The following is a 15,795-nucleotide window of genomic DNA, read 5'->3' as shown; positions in this document are numbered from 1 at the left end:
GATGCGCCAGGCGGGACTGTTCGACTTCAGTCGCGACCTGATCCACGCGCAACTGCCGTCGTTGGTCGCCACTTTCGAGATGGTCGACGCCTTCCGCATACAACGCGTCGCGCCGCTGCCGGTACCGATCTCCGCGCTGCACGGCAGCCGCGACATCCAGGTGCCCGAGCGCGATGTGCAGGCCTGGCAGGGGCTCGGCGATGCGGGTTTCGCATTCCGGCGTTTCAACGGCAACCACCTGTTCATGGATCCCGATCAGTGCATGAAGGAGGTGGTGGCCTACGTGGGCGAGACGCTGGGCGAGAGCCCCGTCGCCCGGCGCGACGAGGAGGTCGTGATAGAGGCGCTTCAGAAAACGGAAAATTCTGCACGTTAAGGCCGGCGAGGACGTGTCCAAGCGGCATTGTCACGTTGGCGATGGCGGGATAAACCGGTGGTGTTCAGCCGGTTGCTCAGGCAGCGAAAGACGGATCTTGGGTCATGCCGGTGAGAAGTCGCCGGGTTTCGAAGCGTGTCGCGAGCTGCTTGCGATAGAGCGACGCGCGTAGCAAATGTAAGCACCCGGCGAAGGCATCTTGACGGCGGCGACCGTTGAAAGGTCAAGCGGTGATTGGTGCCCAGCGATGGGGTAGCAGCACGGCGATGTCGTCGGCACGGTGAGTCGGCAACCGGGTCAAGACGTCTGTCAGGTAGGCCAGCGGATCGTGACCGTTTAGCTGTGCCGAGCGGATCAACGTCATGATCGCGGCCGCACGCTTGCCCGCGCGCAGCGATCCGGCGAACAGCCAGTTCGACCTGCCGACAGCCCATGGACGGACCTGGTTTCCCACCCAATTGTTGTCCGCAGGCAGATGCCCATCGTCGAGATAGCGCGTCAGCGCCTCCCAGCGTTTCAGGCTGTAGTCGAGCGCCTTGGCGATCGCTGAACCCTCGGCGACGCGTTGTCGTTGCTCGAGCAGCCAGGCATGGAAGGCATCGGCGATCGGCCGAGCTCGTTCCTGGCGCACGATGCGTCTCCGGTCGGGGTCAAGCTCCGCTACGTCACGTTCCACTTCGTACAGCGCGCCGCAGTACCGCAACGCCGGCTCGGCCAGTTCGCTTTGGTGCTTGACGTGCAGATCGAAGAACTTCCGGCGAGCATGGGCAAGGCATCCGATCTCGGTGATCCCGTTTTCGAAGCCGGCCTTGTAACCGCCGTAGTCATCGCACACCAGCTTGCCACGCCAATCGCCGAGGAAGGTGCGCGCATGTTCGCCGGCGCGGCTGTCGGCGAAGTCGTAAATTACCGCCCTCAACTCGGTGAATGCTGTACGCCCACAGGTAAGCGCGATGAGTCTTGCCCTTGCCTGGCGCGAGCATCTGTACTGGTGTCTCGTCGGCGTGCAACACGTATTGCTGCAACAGTTCCTACTGTAACGCGTCGACCAGCGGCTGCAATCGCACGCCGCATACCCCGACCCAAGCACCAAGCGTTGATTGCGGAATCGCCAGACCCGCACGTGCAAAGATGCGTTCCAGTCGATAGAGCGGCAAGTGGTCAGCGTACTTCGCCACCAGCACCCACGCGAGCAGCGCAGCGGTCGGGATGCCCTTGTCGATCACCTGCGGCGGAACCGCCGCCTGTACCAACGTCTCGCAGGCCTTGCACACCCGCTTACCGCGGATATGCCGCTCGACCGTGAACACGCCGGGCGTATAGTTCAGCTTCTCGCTGACGTCCTCGCCGATGCGTACTCGCTGGCAACCACACGCGCAGGTCGTGTTGTCCGGTTCATGATGGATGTCGGTGCGCGGAAACTGCGGCGGCAGCGGGACGCGTTTCGGTTGCTGACGCGCCTGGCTGGCCCGCTTCTGCGGTTGCGGCGCTTCGAGCGCGGTCTCAATCGCCGCCAGATCGGCGTCGATCGCTTCGTCGAGCAAGCTCATTTGCTCTTTGTTGAGCTGCTCGCTGCGCTTGCCGAACTGCTGCCGCTTGATGATCGACAGCTCGTGCGTAAGCTGGTCGATCCGCGTTTGCCGATACCGCAGCTCCCGCTCCTTCTCACCAACTTCGCGTTCCTTCTCCCGGACCTCGACGATCAGCCCCGCAGCCAACGTGCGGAGCTGTTCGGGACTGAGGGCGTCGAGGTCGGATGGCAAGTTCATGGCGGCCAGTCTGCTAGACCCCAACCGGATACGGAAGCTGAACCGCTTACGTCCGGCACGGCATCATAGAACGGTGATCGCATGGTCCGGCGTGAGCGTTCGCCATGGCAAGCCCGCCACCAACGCGCGCAGCTGATCCGGATTCAGCGACATCGCGACCGCCTGCTCACCGTTGGTCCAGACGAATCGCCCCTTGTTCCGACGACGCGCGGCGAGCCATACGCCCAATCCGTCGTAGACCAGCACCTTCATCCGCGTCGAATACCGGTTGGCGAACAGGTATGCATGGTGAGGCCGCACCGCGCCGAACACCTTGACCACGCGCGCCAGCAAAGTATCAACGCCAGCGCGCATGTCGACCGATTCTGTCGCGAGCCAAATCGCGTCGATCCAAATTAACGCAGCCATCCTTGCAGCCACAGCGCACAATCGCTCGCGGCTGACAGGGGCCAGCGTACCGTGACCGTCGCAGCACCGCGGCGAACCTCGATCTGAATCTGCGTCGAACCCGGTGTGACGTCGGGTGTTTCCAATTGCAGCGGGACAAACTCCGCTTCCACGACGCTCATTGATTGCCGGGCAACGTCTGCAGCATCTCGCTCTTCTTGTCCGGCAACCCAGCTTCGCAACATGTTGGCGTTCAGGCGGTAGTGCAGCGCCACCGCCGCAATCGACACATTCGGTTGCATCGCCGCGCGGATCACCTTCTCCTTGAACTCCTTGCTGTGCCGACGACGCCGTGTCGGCTGCACCGCGTCTTGCTCCGCTTTGGTCTCGTCCATCGTGTACATCTGTCCATTCAAAATTTAGATGGACACGATCCTCGACCTCTCCGAATCACCAATCAAGATGACTTCGCCAGGCGCTTACACATGGACCGAGAAACGAACCGGTAAGGCAACGCAAACGCTGCATTCCAAAGGGATGCTTGAGGCGGATACTGCGGTTGCCATACGAACGTTGGTGCTTGCAGGATGCGGCGCTGCGATCCTTCCCGACTGGCTTCTAGAGAACGATTTGCGCGAAGGGCGCTTGATCCAGCTCGTGCCAGGATATTCGCTGCCGCAGCAAGGGGTCTACGCTGTTTTTCCGAACACTGCGCATGTTTCGGTGAAAGTTCGGAATTTTGTTGATTTCATGCGCGACTTTCTGACTCGAACCACATGATGTCCGTAAGCGTAGCGTGAGGGTCGTCTAAAATTTTCTGGACATGCGACACGGAGCGCGGCAGGCTATGCCTGCCGCGGGTAGACAGGATCAGTTTGCAGTGCCGTGACCGCGGGCAGCAGCTTGGCGACGTTTCAGGGCAGCAATTCGTCGATGCGATTGACTTTGTGATCGGCGATGTGCGTGAGCACGTATTCGAGGTAGGTGCGCGGGTTGATACCATTGAGCTTGCGCGACCCTACGCCGCGACGCTCGATGTCTCTAACCTTGACGCGACACCCACACAACGGATGCCAGCGATAGTGGACTTCAACTTCCTGCCCGATATGGGCAAAATGAACGGGAAATTGTCATTTCGCGGATGTATGGTTTTCTCGATACACGGCGAGCCACCGCAACAGCGTTCGACGCCCATCGTAGGTCAGTTTCTCGAGCAGTGGCGCCGGTATACTGCCCTCGGCATGAAATACGTCGATTACTACCTGATGGGTACAGCATATACCTAGTGCGGGTTCGAGGCGCAACAGTTTGACGTCGCGCCCCTGTTCAAGCCCATTGTTCACGGATAAACATCGATGGTCGGATCCTCTGTCATGGCGCGGCTGAGACCGGGGGGGTTGCGGCATGATGATGATTTTATCCATTATTATCATACGTTCCACTTCGAAACGTTCTTGAATCTTCCTGAGATTGATGTCGCCAGCGTTCACAGGCCAGCCAGTGCTGGTTCAGCAAGCGAGCATAGTCGGCGTCGAACGTGGGGCGTTCGTAAATCGAACGGATGCTCGAGTTTGGCAAACCGGAGGGAGCGTCTGTGATGCTGACGTTAGTACTAGCGAACCGCATGGCTGATGCCGGGAATCGATGCCCGTGATAGAGCGATTTCGACTTTTTCATCTCTCCATCCTAACCGAACCAGGCGTTAACGTGACAAAGCCGTTTGTAGCCATCATATCCCGCGTACGCACCGCTCTCGCAAGTCGATTGCAGCGTCCGCCCATCGAGAATCACCGCGCTGGGTTGGCCCTGACGTCCCTGTGCGATACGAATGATCGAGCGCAGATTGTCCGTCATCGCCTCAAAGCAACCGGCGCGCAGTCATCGTTGGGTTTGCTAGTATGGCTTCCCACGGCGGCGGTCAACTAGCGCATGAACAGGCCGCCATTGATATCCCAACACGCGCCATTCGCAAAATAAGCATTTTCTGCGGCAAGCAGTGTGGCGACATCGGCCACGTAGTTGGCCGAACCTAGCTTGCCGACTGGAATATTGGCGATGACCGCCTGTAACCTGTCCGCGGGCACGCTCTGATGAACGATGGGCAGATCGAGTGGGCCGGGAGAAATCGCATTCACGGTTACGCCGGCTTCGGCGAGGTCGCGCGCGAACACCTTGGTCAGGGTGATCACGCCGCCCTTTGCCGCTGCGTAGTGCGCACCCGTCGCAGAGCCGCCGTTTTGTCCCGCCAGTGAAGCGATGTTGACGATCCGGCCCGCCTTCCGGTCTGCAAAATATTGGCCGAATACCTGGCAGCCGAACAGAACGCTGCGCAGGTTGACGTTGATCACTTCGTCAAACTGAGCGGCGGTAATCTCCATTACCGGTATGACTTTCGAGGCGCCCGCGTTGTTCACCAGTGCATCGATATGTCCCCAGCGCTCCAACAGCGTATCGCGTGCACGCTCGAAGGCTTCTTTCGACGTTACGTCGAGCGGCAGCGCAAATGCGGTTGAACCGTCAGCGCTTAACGCCGTGGCAGTCTGCTGTGCGATATTGACGTCGATGTCGCCGAGTGCCACGCGGTATCCCGCCGCATGAAAACGGGCGGCGACGACGGCGCCAAGGCCTCGCGCAGCGCCTGTTACCAGCACGATTCGATCAGACATGTTTTGATCCTTTCATTACAGGAAGTCTGTGAGCATGTGGGCCCCGCGCCAGTTTTACTGGGCGTTAGCGGGAACTACCAGTGCGCGGCCCACACGCGCTTCGATCTTGCCATAGCGCCAAAGGTTGTATTCGCCAACCGGCGTAGTGCGATAGAGGTTGCAGACGGCGACCACCGCATCGAGATCGACGACGTCTGCCATGATGTAAAACGTCCACGGTGCGTTGTCGGAACTTCCAACTGCCAGCCGATCGTCGTCCATGATGCCGAGGACCCTGACGCACTCCATCGCTTCGACGATTTTCAGCATCGTGCCGTAGGCACGCCATACTTCGGCAATGCCGTCGCGCGGCAGATCGAAGAAATTTTGCGTTACACCGCAGCAGAACAGCACGCGCAGCGGAAAGGATGTAGGGTCGGACATGAAACTTAACTCCTCAGGAGAAAATGAAGAACGCCGCGCACTCGATGACACGGTGCTCGACGCGGAAATGATGTCGTGTTCGATGCAGTTACAGATATCCGGGAATCGGCGGTACGCCGACGAACACGGCCCCTGCACCGTCGTAGTTGCCTTCCGCAAGGAACGCATGCTGAGTGACCACCATCGAATCGCGGACCATCCGTTGCAACGGATGACTCCGATAGATCGCCAGCGTGCCGCCGAGACGATAGGCATGCTGAACCACGTCTGCACCGACATACGCGATCTGCGTGGCGGACAGGCGCAGCAGGCTCACCTGTTCGGGCGTGACAGGATTGCCCGCAACGATCGAATCCCAGACCGTTTCGGTCGCATCATAGAAGAACGCCCGGGCCGAGCGCAGTTGCGCCTCGGCCTTCGCCAGCGCAATGCGGAAATACGCACGATCAGCCATCTTCGGCGCACCGGTGGTGGTCTTCTTACCGCCGGACATCTGGTTGACGACGTCGAGTGCAGCCCTCGCCAGCCCGAGGTTGACAACGGCGAGTACTTGTGCGGCGTAGGCAATCGTCGGGTAACGGTAGAGTGGCTCGTCGACGGTCGGTTTGCCGCCGCGCACGAAGGTCCACTCGTCCGGCACAAACTGATCGGTTACGCGCAGATCATGGCTGCCGGTGCCCTGCATGCCGACGACATTCCAGTTTTCGACGATCTCGATTTGCCCGGCTTCGAACACGGCAGTGCGCGGCAGGCTGGAACCGGGTGCGCCGGTGCCGATGCCGACGCCGAGCCAGTCGGCTCCTTTGCACCCGCTTGCGAATTTCCATGTGCCATTGACCTGCCAGCCGCCGTCGACTGGAGTCGAAGGTTGCAGCGGAAACAGGCCACCCGCAAACACCTGGTCGGGCCCGCTCGCATAAAGTTGCGCCTGGGTTGCCAGCGGCAACGCTGCGAGGTAGACGTTTGCAGACCCGAAGCTCGCGACCCACGCGCTCGAACCGTCAGCCTCCGCGATCCGTTCGATCATGCGTAGGAAGTCCGCCGGCGGCAATGCGTCGCCACCGAAACGTCGCGGCGTGCCCGCACGGTAGATGCCTGCTTGCTTGAACATCGCGATCGCATCACGGGGTACATGCGACAGGCGATCGAATTCGTCACGGCGCAGTTCGATTTCTGCGATCACTGCGTCGAGCGGTAAACGCTCCGGAGTACCAGCCGACGCCTGGCTACTGGCGGCTGAACCGGGATGTGCTGCCGGGTCGGCGGTATTCGTGATGGCTGGCATGACTTGCGTTCTCCCTGGAAACGGTTCGTGAGACGTGCGCATGCCGGCTTGTCAGATCGGCATGTGATTTGTCGACAAGTCTAAAAACGTCAAAACTTCGTTTCAATTGGTGTGCGGCCGGAATGCTTAGGTAGTGAACCGGAGGCCAATAAAGAAACCTTTGGAGCGAGACCCCTTTTCGACTCTAGGAGTCAAAATTGATGATGCGCTAAGCTGTGATCAGGCCTTTGTTGCACGGCCGTCACACTTCATCGTTGGGTCTGAGCGAATGGAAACGTCCCCCGGATTCGAACTGTTGGATGCCGATCGCCTTGCACTTCTTCAATCGCTGAAGACGTGCATGATCCTGCACGACGCTAAGACCAAGGCCATTCTTTGGGCCAATGCCGCCGCATGCAATGCACTAGGCTTCACCGTCGAGGAATTGCGACCGCTCAAGGCGCCCGATATGAGCCGCAACGCGGAGAAGTACCGACATGAGATCGGCTTGCAGTGGCTGAAGGATGCAGCGGAGAACGGCGAGAGCATTATCGAATGGTGTTATCGCGCGAAAGACGGCACGGAGATCCTGTCAGAAGCGGTAGCGACATGTGTCAAGCTGCACGATCGCGACGTGCTGATGGTCCAGTTCAGGGATATTGCCGCCGAGGAACGGATCAAGAAGGATCTGAAGCGATTTGAGACCCGCCTCAGGGAGTTCATGCACGACTTGAGCGAAGGTATTGCAGTGTTGTCAGCAAACGGCGAGATCAAGTATCTGAGTGAGTCGTCATGCCGGCTGCTTGGCTTGCAGGCCGATGCGTCGACGCTGATCAATTTCACCGCGTTATGCGATGGCGCATCCCGGCGGGTCGTGCTTGCACAGCTCGCCGAAGCGGAGCTGCGTCACGAGCCGACTTCGTTTCGCTACCGGATCAGAAATGGTGACGGATCGCTGCGCTGGCATGACGCATTTTGCCGCCATGTCGAACTGGAAGACGATCTGACCGGCATCCTGCTGCATTTTCGCGATGTGACGCCTCAAGTCGAGGCTGAGGAAATGCGTCGAGCAAGCGAACGCAAGCTCGAATACCTCGCACGCTACAACGCGATGGGTGAGATGGCCATGACGCTCTCGCACGAACTCAGTCAGCCACTTGCGTCGGCGCGTAATTTTCTCGAGGGCGGCATGATGCGACTCAACGAGTCGCCCGTTACACCGGACGGAGTGATGTGGGGGCTGGAGAGCGTGCTTAAGCAGGTCGAGCGCGCATCGATCATCATCAAGAGCGTGCGTGATTACGTAGTGAAGCTCGAGCAGGTTGAAGAGTCGATCGACCTGAACGACATCGTGCACGATGTCGAATATTTCATCGCACTGAAGGCGCGCGAGGTTGGCGTGGCATTCGAACTCGCGCTTAGCGATCGCCCGATACGGGTCCGCTGCGAAAAGATCCTGATCGGGCAGGTGATCCTCAATTTCGCCTTCAATGCGGTCGAGGCCATGCTCGACGTGCCCGAGACATCGCGTTTCCTGACCATCGGGACGTGTTCGGAGCGCGGTCGGGTAGTGCTACGCGTGTCGGATACCGGTGTCGGAATCGATCTCGGCCAGCATCAGAAGGTATTCGACGGTTTCTTCACGTCGAAGCTCGGGGGTAACGGTATCGGACTGTCGCTCTGCAAGAACATCGTTTTCCGGCATGGTGGCGATGTCTGGGCCGAAGCCAATCCGGGCCGCGGCACGTCCTTCTGCTTCACGCTTCCGCTGGAAGAGCGGGATGGATGACTCGCAGTGGGCCGCGAGTTAACCGCCGCAATTCATTCATACCTAGTCCACACCTCAAACACTAATGAAAAGACGTCTGTCCGTTCCCGCTCGATTTCACCACGCTTGCAATGTCGAGGAACTCCGGATGCTGGCTCGGCGCCGGCTGCCGAATTTCGCGTTCGAATATCTGGATGGCGGCGCATAGGACGAGGTGACGATGCGGGCCAACCGAAGCGCATTCGAGCGCTGGCGCTTCGTGCCGAAGGCACTCGTCGACACGCAGCGCCGGGACCTGTCGAGCACGCTGTTCGGCAAGCGCGTCGCGTTGCCGTTGATCGTCGCGCCTACCGGTTTCAACGGTATCTACCACCGTCACGCGGATCTATCGCTCGCGCGCGCTGCGGCGCAGACGGGCATCCCGTTCACGCTCAGCACGATGTCGAACATGCGCGTCAACGAACTGGCGCGCGACGCGGGCGGACGCGTCTGGATGCAGCTCTACATGCTGAAGGATCGCGCGGTGACCGCAGGGTTGATGTATCGCGCGGCTCAGGCGGGCTACGACACGCTGGTGCTGACCACGGACGCAACCCATCTTGGCAATCGGGAATGGGCGCAGCGGCCGTTTCGTGCGCCGATGAAATTGAACTGGCGCAATCGGGTCGACGTGCTGTGTCACCCGCGCTGGATCGGAAATGTGCTGATGCCAAACGGTGCACCGACATTTGCAAACCTTGCCGAATATCTGCCGGCCGGTCAGCAAAGCGTGCGTAGCGGCATGGGCTATATGGCGAGCCAGATGGATGCCTCGATCACGTGGGACGAGGTGGCATGGCTGCGCGAACGCTGGAAGGGCACGCTGATCGAAGGGCGTGCTGGATGCCGAGGACGCCACCCGCGCCATTCAGGCGGGTGCAGAAGGGTTGGGCGTTACCAATCACGGTGGCCGTCAGCTCGACGGCACCGTGCCGTCGATCGACGTGCTCGCTGAGATCGTTCGCGTCTGCGCGGGACGTGCGACCGTGATCGTGGATAGTGGTTTTCGCCGCGGTACCGATGTGGTGAAGGCACTCGCACTTGGCGCGCACGCGGTTATGACCGGCCGACCGGTGCTTTACGGTGTCGCGGCGGGCGGAGAGCAGGGTGCGCTGCATGCGCTATCCTTGCTGGGTGCTGAAATTGACCGTACGCTGGGGCAGCTTGGTTGTCCCTTGATCGAGGCGTTAGGGCCGCAATTTTTGCGCGCGGCGTGATGCTCGACTGCGCGCTCATTTGGGGCAGATCGATCAGTGGAAGTGGCCGGCTGATTGTCTGCCCTTGAAGTCTAGCCGCGCGGGTGGGTCGTGGCCATTGCATGCCGCGCTTCGATCACGTCCTTGAGCAAGCTCGCAAAAGAGGTCGCGCCGAGTTTCTCCTTGATGCTCGCGCGATAGACGTCGACGGTTTTTGCGCTGATACCCAGCTCACGCGCAATCAGCTTGCTCGCTTTTCCTTCGATCACGCCGTTCAGTACTTCCTGCTCACGCGGCGTAAGCGCACGGATGCGCTGGATCAACGCCTGGAGGTGCTGATTCGCTCGATGCGTTTCGCTAGCGATCTTCATCGCATTCTGGACGCGGTCGAGCATCTGCTGCGAGTTGTAGGGCTTCTCGACGAAATCGATCGCGCCGTTCTGCAGGGCACGTACCGACATCGGGATATCGCCATGACCTGAAACGAAAATGATCGGCAGCGAGACACCTCGACGGTTGAGTTCAGCTTGCAGATCGAAGCCGCTGACCCCAGGCATGCGCACATCCAGCACCAAGCAACCCGGTACGCCGGGATCGAATTGCTCCAGGAACTCCACTGGACCCTGAAAACAACGGGTCTGAATCTTCACCGAGGCGAGCAGCCAGGAAAGCGACGTACGCATATCCTCGTCGTCATCGACGACGTACACAATGGGGGACTGGGTCGGTGCGTCCATAGCGTGCTTCGGCTCTCTGCAATGAGAATAGCTGGCCGCCCCGGAACATCGAGCCGGTCAGCTGTCATTGTAGCGGTTCAAAAAAATTGCGGTAAGCGATTCCGTGTCTAGAACATGTGCAACAGCCGATCACGACCGAGTTCGAATTCTGGCCCGGCTTGGGGATGGCGATCGCAGCGGGACCGCCCGCATTGTTCAGCGAGAACGTTGCGGCGTCGCCGTTGCGAACCTCGGCGGCGCCCATATATACGATGGTGCGCTTCGACAACGGATAGTCGTAACGGATACCGAACGAATCGGCGTTGCCATCGCTATTGGCAATCTTGCGATAGTGGCCGTAGCTGAGCAGTAGTTTGCCGACGCTGATCGGTACTTCGTCGCTTGCTTCGAAAAAGTCGGAATGCGGATTCGCGTAGGTCGAGCCGGCCATATTGGGGACATCCTAGCCGCCGCGGTGCCTCACATAAACGAAGACCGGTTTTACGAAGCCGAAGTTGTACGACACGCCGGCAAGTGCGGAATTGCCGCCTTCCACCGGGCTACTTGCGGTGAGCGTCTTGACCGGACTGAAGCGTTGAAGCTGATAGCCGATATCTACAGACAAATTGTTGTACACGTAGTTGACGCCTTCGCTGTAGGTATCGCCAAGCGATACCGGGGCGCTGTTCGACGAGCCGTTGTTGCCCCTGGCCACCAGTGCACAAACGAGGAACCCGCCTATGCGCGGCGACACATAACGCAACGAGTTACTCACGCGCAGTGAAGGTCCATGACGAAATTGTCAGCAGCATTGCCCCAGCCCAGACCCGCGCCGTACGCGGGCAGCGAATACGTGACGAGAATCGTGCGAATCGGGGTGTAGTTGACGTCGGCCTGAAACGTGCCGAACGATCCTGCGAGACCGACCTATGATTCGCGGCGCAAATAGTGCGCCGTTCTGCCCCCAGTGCCATTCAAGGAATTGAAACCATTTTCGAGCTTGAAAACGGCACGTAGTCCTCCCCCAGGTCCTCGACGCCCTTAAGTCCCCATGAGGTGGCGGCTATGTCGCCGCTTCCCATGTGGACCACGTGATTGGGGCCGAAGTTCGAATATTCGATCGATGTGTCGATCCGGCCATACAGGGTGATGCTCGATTGAGCAAGGACTGGCGTTGCGCACAACGTCAATGCCGAAGTGAGAATGATTCGCTTGGTCATGCTGTTAGTTCCCCTGGAGTGAAGGTCCGTTACGTGTCTCGTGGTCTTGGAAGTCAGTATCCGATGACATGATTCGTAGTCCATATCTACAAGGGAAGTGGAGGCCTTTCCCAAAGACTGGCAATCGTGTCATTCGAAAAACGACCATGCCGCAGTGAATTCGCTGGACTGCGTAAGGCACAGGAAGACTGGGGCGATGGGGCTGGCGCCGCCGGTACCAACTCCGGCACTCTGAAATGTCCCGACGACGAGCGCAGTCTAGGTGATCGCTTTTTGGGCGGTAAGCCAAGGAATGCACTTGTCGCTGCAGCAGAATCTTTAGGTTTGTACTGAATCTTCACTGGAGTAACTGCGTCAGCGATGGAGTGCAGAACGCGTCCATTCATTACACGAACCCCGTTTCCGACTCGGCAGCCGACTAAAGATTTTCCTAGGTTGGAAGGTGGTTTTGTTGGGTTACCGTCAAAAAAGAGTTCTCTTAGACTGCCTTCACCGTTTAACGAGTCGGCGCATCCGATGCGTGCCGCTCAGTTTTGTCCGATAAGGCTATGCAACGCACCAACGACCCCCAGAAGTCCTTTCGAGAAGCGATGGCGCATTTGTCCGCCGCCGTGAGCGTCGTCACTACCGATGGTCATGGCGGCCGGTGTGGCGTGACGGCCAGCGCCGTCTGCTCGGTCACTGATTCGCCGCCGACATTGCTGGTATGCCTGAACCGATCAAGCGCAATGCATGACGTGTTTGTGGCTAACGGGATGTTGTGCGTCAACGTGCTGGAAGGTGAACACGTCGAACTAGCCAGGCACTTCTCCGGCATGACTGGTGTTGCGATGAGTACTCGCTTCGAGTGGTCGATCTGGGATCTGGGGCAGCAGGACCTGCCGGTGCTTCGTAATGCGCTTGTTAGCTTTCAGGGGAAGATCACCGATTCCAAGCAGGTGGGTTCGCATTCTGTCATTTTTGTCGAACTGGTCGACATCAAGGTTCGAGAAGACGCCGAAGCACTGGTCTACTACGGCCGACAGTTTCATCGGCTGCGTTGCGTGCGCGAAACCGCCGAACCGAATTCATAGCCGATCCTTAATTGACTCACTGGTATTCGCTAACCTGTCCTTGGGAGTTTGCAATGTTGTTGAAGAAAATTTCGACGGTGGCGCTCGATCGCGTGGTGGTGATGGATTTTGGCAAGAAGATCGCTGAAGGTCTGCCGGCCGAGGTGCAAAAGCATCCAGCGGTACTCGAGGCCTATCTGGGCGGGGAGGAATGAATGGTCGGAGAACTGCTGGAGGTACGCAACCTGTCGGCCTCATATGGCAAGGTGCGCGCGCTGTCGGACGTCAGTCTACGGGTGGGCGAAGGGTAGATCGTGACCATGATCGGACCGAACGGCGCGGGCAAGACCACACTGCTGTCGGCACTCATGGGTGTGCTGCCGTCGGAGGGCGAGATCATATTCTGCGGCCGTCATCACCCGCATGCGCTGATCGAGGACAGGGTAGCGGCTGGTATGAATCTCGTGCCCGAAAAGCGCGAGTTTTCGCCGAAATGCCGGTGGAGGACAACCTGTTGCTAGGCGCGTTCAGTCGGATTCGCAAAGGCCATCGCGATCATCCGCAGACGATGCAGGAGGTCTACGAACTATTTCCACGCTTGCGGCAGCGTCGCAACCAGGCCGCGGGCACGCTGTCCGGCGGCGAGCGCCAGATGCTTGCAGTCGGACGCGCGTTGATGGCGCAGCCCAGGCTGCTGATGTTCGATGAACCGAGTCTGGGTCTGGCACCGCTGATCGTGCGTGAAATGTTCCGTATCGTCGCCGCGCTACGCGAGCGCGGCGTGTTGATCCTGCTGATCGAGCAGAGCGCGCGTGCCGCACTGAAGGTCGCGGACTACGCGTACGTGCTGGAAACCGGCGCGTTGACGATGGAAGGACCGGCGGACGAGATCGCCGGGGGCTCGCGGATCGTCGACGTTTACTTGGGATTGTCTTGAGATGGATCGGACGGAAGAACAAGATCATCGCGGCGGCATTCCGTCGGGCCCGAAGATCTGTGTGGCGGGTGCTGGCGCGATCGGCAGCACCCTGGCAGCGCGGCTCGCCGCCAGCGGTCGGGCGGTCAGCGTGTTTGCGCGGGGTGCGACACTTGAGGCCATCAGCCGACGAGGGATCGAACTGGATGATCTGTCCGGCTCGATCCGGGTGAATGTACCTGCCAGTGATCGAGTTGACGATTTCGGTATACAGGAAATTGTATTCGTGTGTGCGAAAGCTCACGCGCTATCGGGTTTGCTGGTGTCCATCAAGCCGATGCTCGGAAAAGAGACGTTAGTCGTTCCGGCGGTTAACGGTGTGCCGTGGTGGTATTTCGGCGGCGAGGGCGGTCGTGAGCGCGGCGGCGCCGGTAGTGGCCTCGACTACGAATCGGTACAAGCCGTGGACCCGGACGGCAGTCTCGCTGCGATGCTGCCGTCACGGCAGATCCTCGGGTGTGTCGTGTATATCACCGCCGAGGTGCGCGAACCCGGGCGTGTTGTCGCAACCAATCCGCACCGGATGATTCTGGGCGAACTGGACAACCGTCCGAGCGTACGTCTGCAGCAGGTCTGCGCGCTGCTCTCGGACTCAGGCATCGAGGCGTGCGCCAGCAGGCGCATTCGCGATGACGTGTGGACCAAGCTGATTGCCAATCTCACGTCCAATCCGCTCTCCGTCGTTACAGGTGGAACCTTGCAGGACATCTATGGCGCAGCGGAGTTGCGCGAAGTGGTGGTCGACATGATGGGTGAGGTGATGAGCGTGGCAGAGCGCTACGGCGCAAGCATCGCACTGAATCAGGACGCATTGCTCGTCCAGGGGGAAAAGATGGGGGCATTCCGCACATCGATGCTACAGGACTACGAGAAGGGACAGCGTCTGGAACTGGCGGCGATTGGCGACGCGGTGCTCGAGCTTGCCGACCGGTACGGCATTCCGATGCCGACTACCCGCGCGATTCTCGCGCTCACACGCTATCGAACGGCGCAACGCGGGCTTCGCTAGGTGTGCGATACAACTTTGGTTTTTTACGGGAAACAGTCATGACATACGCCATCCTTTCAGAGAGGCGCAAGCCGGCTCACATCGACGATGCCGAATGGGCGCTGCGCATTCAGCTGACGGAGTTCTATCATCTGGTCGATTACATGGGCTGGACGGAAATGATCTTCAACCATATCTCGGCACGCTTGCCGGGGGCAGACGCTCATTACCTGGTCAATCCTTTCGGTCTGAACTACTACGAAGTGACGCCGGAGAACCTGTTGAAGGTCGACCATGAGGGGCATCTCGTCGATCCGTCTCCGTATCCCGGCAATCCCGCCGGGTTCGCGTTACATAGCGCGATTCATGGCTCGCGGGAAGACGTGCATTGCATCGTCCATACGCATACGACGCCGATTTCGGCGATCGCATTGAAGGAAGAAGGCTTTCGCTACGACGACTTCTACGGGGCGCAGTTGTTTGGGCGCGTGGCCTATCACACGTTCGAAGGCATCACGCTGTTTGCTGACGAGAAAACACGGATGCTCGCGAGCCTCGGCGACAAGCATGTGCTGGTGCTACGCAATCACGGCATCGCCGTTTGCGAGAAGGATATTCCGGGCACCTTCATGCTGCTGTGGACCGCACAGCGCGCGGCTGAGATTCAGTGCCAAGCTGCGGTGCTGCGCGGCAATGATGTGCCGCTGGCGGATGCCATCAAGGAGCGTTGTTCGGAACTGGCGGCGCAACTGATCCACGACGATCGGTTCGCGATCAAGCTGTTCGATGCGATGGTGAGGAAGGTGCGGAACGGTCCGCGGAGGTGACGGTATTGCTCTGCTCGGTGGAAGGGCCAGTCACAAGCAGAATCAAGCTGCCTAAGAGACGGTTTCAAAAAGGCCCGGAGGGGCTGTTAACTTTCGCGGCTAGCTGTTAACCTCAGGCATCGGAACAA

At 59.5% G+C, this 15,795-nt stretch carries 13 protein-coding genes and 10 pseudogenes; 10 read left to right on the top strand and 13 right to left on the bottom strand.

Annotated features, from left to right (window positions below):
- Positions 1 to 376 (top strand): annotated as a pseudogene (locus tag RZR99_RS30990) (hypothetical protein); the annotation flags it as partial.
- Between the two features lie 76 nt (positions 377 to 452).
- Here the strand turns inward: RZR99_RS30990 and RZR99_RS30985 are convergent.
- From RZR99_RS30985 to RZR99_RS30970, 4 genes and pseudogenes are all read right to left on the bottom strand, one after another.
- Positions 453 to 569 (bottom strand): annotated as a pseudogene (locus RZR99_RS30985) (IS6 family transposase); the annotation flags it as partial.
- 30 nt (positions 570 to 599) lie between these two features.
- A pseudogene (tnpC, locus tag RZR99_RS30980) lies at positions 600 to 2,145 on the bottom strand (IS66 family transposase).
- A 63-nt stretch (positions 2,146 to 2,208) separates the two neighbouring features.
- Positions 2,209 to 2,553, bottom strand: a complete 345-nt coding sequence (gene tnpB / locus RZR99_RS30975) for an IS66 family insertion sequence element accessory protein TnpB (protein WP_323123559.1) — start codon at positions 2,551 to 2,553, stop codon at positions 2,209 to 2,211.
- Positions 2,541 to 2,927 (bottom strand): transposase, encoded by a 387-nt coding sequence (locus RZR99_RS30970; RefSeq protein ID WP_323123557.1) that lies wholly within the window; start codon positions 2,925 to 2,927, stop codon positions 2,541 to 2,543. The genes tnpB and RZR99_RS30970 overlap by 13 nt, the downstream gene beginning before the upstream one ends.
- A 28-nt stretch (positions 2,928 to 2,955) precedes the next feature.
- On the opposite strand from RZR99_RS30970, the gene RZR99_RS30965 reads away from it, so the two are divergent.
- A complete protein-coding gene (locus tag RZR99_RS30965; protein ID WP_323123556.1) occupies positions 2,956 to 3,312 on the top strand; it encodes a LysR substrate-binding domain-containing protein in 357 nt (118 codons plus the stop codon).
- Positions 3,313 to 3,446: 134 nt separating this feature from the next.
- Here the strand turns inward: RZR99_RS30965 and RZR99_RS30960 are convergent.
- The 5 genes and pseudogenes from RZR99_RS30960 to RZR99_RS30940 form a co-directional block, all read right to left on the bottom strand.
- Positions 3,447 to 3,554 (bottom strand): annotated as a pseudogene (locus RZR99_RS30960) (transposase domain-containing protein); the annotation flags it as partial.
- 694 nt (positions 3,555 to 4,248) lie between these two features.
- Positions 4,249 to 4,404: pseudogene (locus RZR99_RS30955) on the bottom strand (IS5/IS1182 family transposase); the annotation flags it as partial.
- Positions 4,405 to 4,454: 50 nt separating this feature from the next.
- Positions 4,455 to 5,198, bottom strand: coding sequence for an SDR family NAD(P)-dependent oxidoreductase (locus RZR99_RS30950; RefSeq protein WP_323123555.1), 744 nt, complete (start codon positions 5,196 to 5,198; stop codon positions 4,455 to 4,457).
- A gap of 54 nt (positions 5,199 to 5,252) precedes the next feature.
- Complete coding sequence (locus RZR99_RS30945) at positions 5,253 to 5,621, bottom strand: hypothetical protein (RefSeq protein ID WP_323123554.1); 369 nt, start codon at positions 5,619 to 5,621, stop codon at positions 5,253 to 5,255.
- Between the two features lie 88 nt (positions 5,622 to 5,709).
- Positions 5,710 to 6,906 carry an acyl-CoA dehydrogenase family protein gene (locus RZR99_RS30940; RefSeq protein WP_323123553.1) on the bottom strand — a complete coding sequence of 399 codons (1,197 nt, stop codon included), beginning with the start codon at positions 6,904 to 6,906 and terminating at the stop codon, positions 5,710 to 5,712.
- A 268-nt stretch (positions 6,907 to 7,174) separates the two neighbouring features.
- On the opposite strand from RZR99_RS30940, the gene RZR99_RS30935 reads away from it, so the two are divergent.
- From RZR99_RS30935 to RZR99_RS30925, 3 genes are all read left to right on the top strand, one after another.
- Positions 7,175 to 8,674: a sensor histidine kinase gene (locus tag RZR99_RS30935; RefSeq protein ID WP_323123552.1), complete on the top strand. Its 1,500-nt coding sequence runs from the start codon at positions 7,175 to 7,177 to the stop codon at positions 8,672 to 8,674.
- Positions 8,675 to 8,873: 199 nt separating this feature from the next.
- The gene (locus tag RZR99_RS30930) at positions 8,874 to 9,647 is read left to right on the top strand and encodes an alpha-hydroxy acid oxidase (RefSeq protein ID WP_323123551.1); all 774 of its coding nucleotides are present in this window, start codon (positions 8,874 to 8,876) and stop codon (positions 9,645 to 9,647) included.
- On the top strand, positions 9,529 to 9,909 hold the full coding sequence (locus RZR99_RS30925) for an alpha-hydroxy acid oxidase (protein ID WP_323123550.1): 381 nt from the start codon (positions 9,529 to 9,531) through the stop codon (positions 9,907 to 9,909). Before RZR99_RS30930 ends, RZR99_RS30925 begins: the two co-directional genes overlap by 119 nt.
- Before the next feature lie 71 nt (positions 9,910 to 9,980).
- On the opposite strand, the gene RZR99_RS30920 is transcribed toward RZR99_RS30925, so the two are convergent.
- The 4 genes and pseudogenes from RZR99_RS30920 to RZR99_RS33460 all read right to left on the bottom strand — a co-directional run.
- Positions 9,981 to 10,625 (bottom strand): response regulator transcription factor, encoded by a 645-nt coding sequence (locus RZR99_RS30920; RefSeq protein ID WP_321783024.1) that lies wholly within the window; start codon positions 10,623 to 10,625, stop codon positions 9,981 to 9,983.
- 64 nt (positions 10,626 to 10,689) lie between these two features.
- Positions 10,690 to 11,358, bottom strand: a pseudogene (locus RZR99_RS30915) (porin).
- Positions 11,359 to 11,547: 189 nt separating this feature from the next.
- Positions 11,548 to 11,659, bottom strand: a pseudogene (locus RZR99_RS33465) (porin); the annotation flags it as partial.
- 24 nt (positions 11,660 to 11,683) lie between these two features.
- Positions 11,684 to 11,824, bottom strand: a pseudogene (locus tag RZR99_RS33460) (porin); the annotation flags it as partial.
- 548 nt (positions 11,825 to 12,372) lie between these two features.
- On the opposite strand from RZR99_RS33460, the gene hpaC reads away from it, so the two are divergent.
- The 5 genes and pseudogenes from hpaC to RZR99_RS30885 all read left to right on the top strand — a co-directional run bounded on the left by hpaC (position 12,373) and on the right by RZR99_RS30885 (position 15,667).
- A complete protein-coding gene (gene hpaC / locus RZR99_RS30905; RefSeq protein WP_323123548.1) occupies positions 12,373 to 12,897 on the top strand; it encodes a 4-hydroxyphenylacetate 3-monooxygenase, reductase component in 525 nt (174 codons plus the stop codon).
- A gap of 86 nt (positions 12,898 to 12,983) precedes the next feature.
- Positions 12,984 to 13,091: pseudogene (locus RZR99_RS30900) on the top strand (ABC transporter ATP-binding protein C-terminal domain-containing protein); the annotation flags it as partial.
- Positions 13,092 to 13,813, top strand: a pseudogene (locus RZR99_RS30895) (ABC transporter ATP-binding protein).
- 1 nt (position 13,814) lies between these two features.
- A complete protein-coding gene (locus RZR99_RS30890; RefSeq protein WP_323123547.1) occupies positions 13,815 to 14,861 on the top strand; it encodes a ketopantoate reductase family protein in 1,047 nt (348 codons plus the stop codon).
- 38 nt (positions 14,862 to 14,899) lie between these two features.
- Entirely contained in the window at positions 14,900 to 15,667 is a 768-nt protein-coding gene (locus RZR99_RS30885) for a class II aldolase/adducin family protein (RefSeq protein ID WP_323123546.1), read from the top strand.
- The last annotated feature ends 128 nt before the right edge of the window (positions 15,668 to 15,795 follow it).

It is taken from the genome of Burkholderia alba (genome assembly GCF_034721475.1).
In the GTDB taxonomy this organism is placed as follows: Bacteria; Pseudomonadota; Gammaproteobacteria; order Burkholderiales; family Burkholderiaceae; genus Burkholderia; species Burkholderia alba.
Note: the sequence above shows the minus strand (reverse complement) of the source record. Positions and strands in the feature narration are given on the sequence as shown.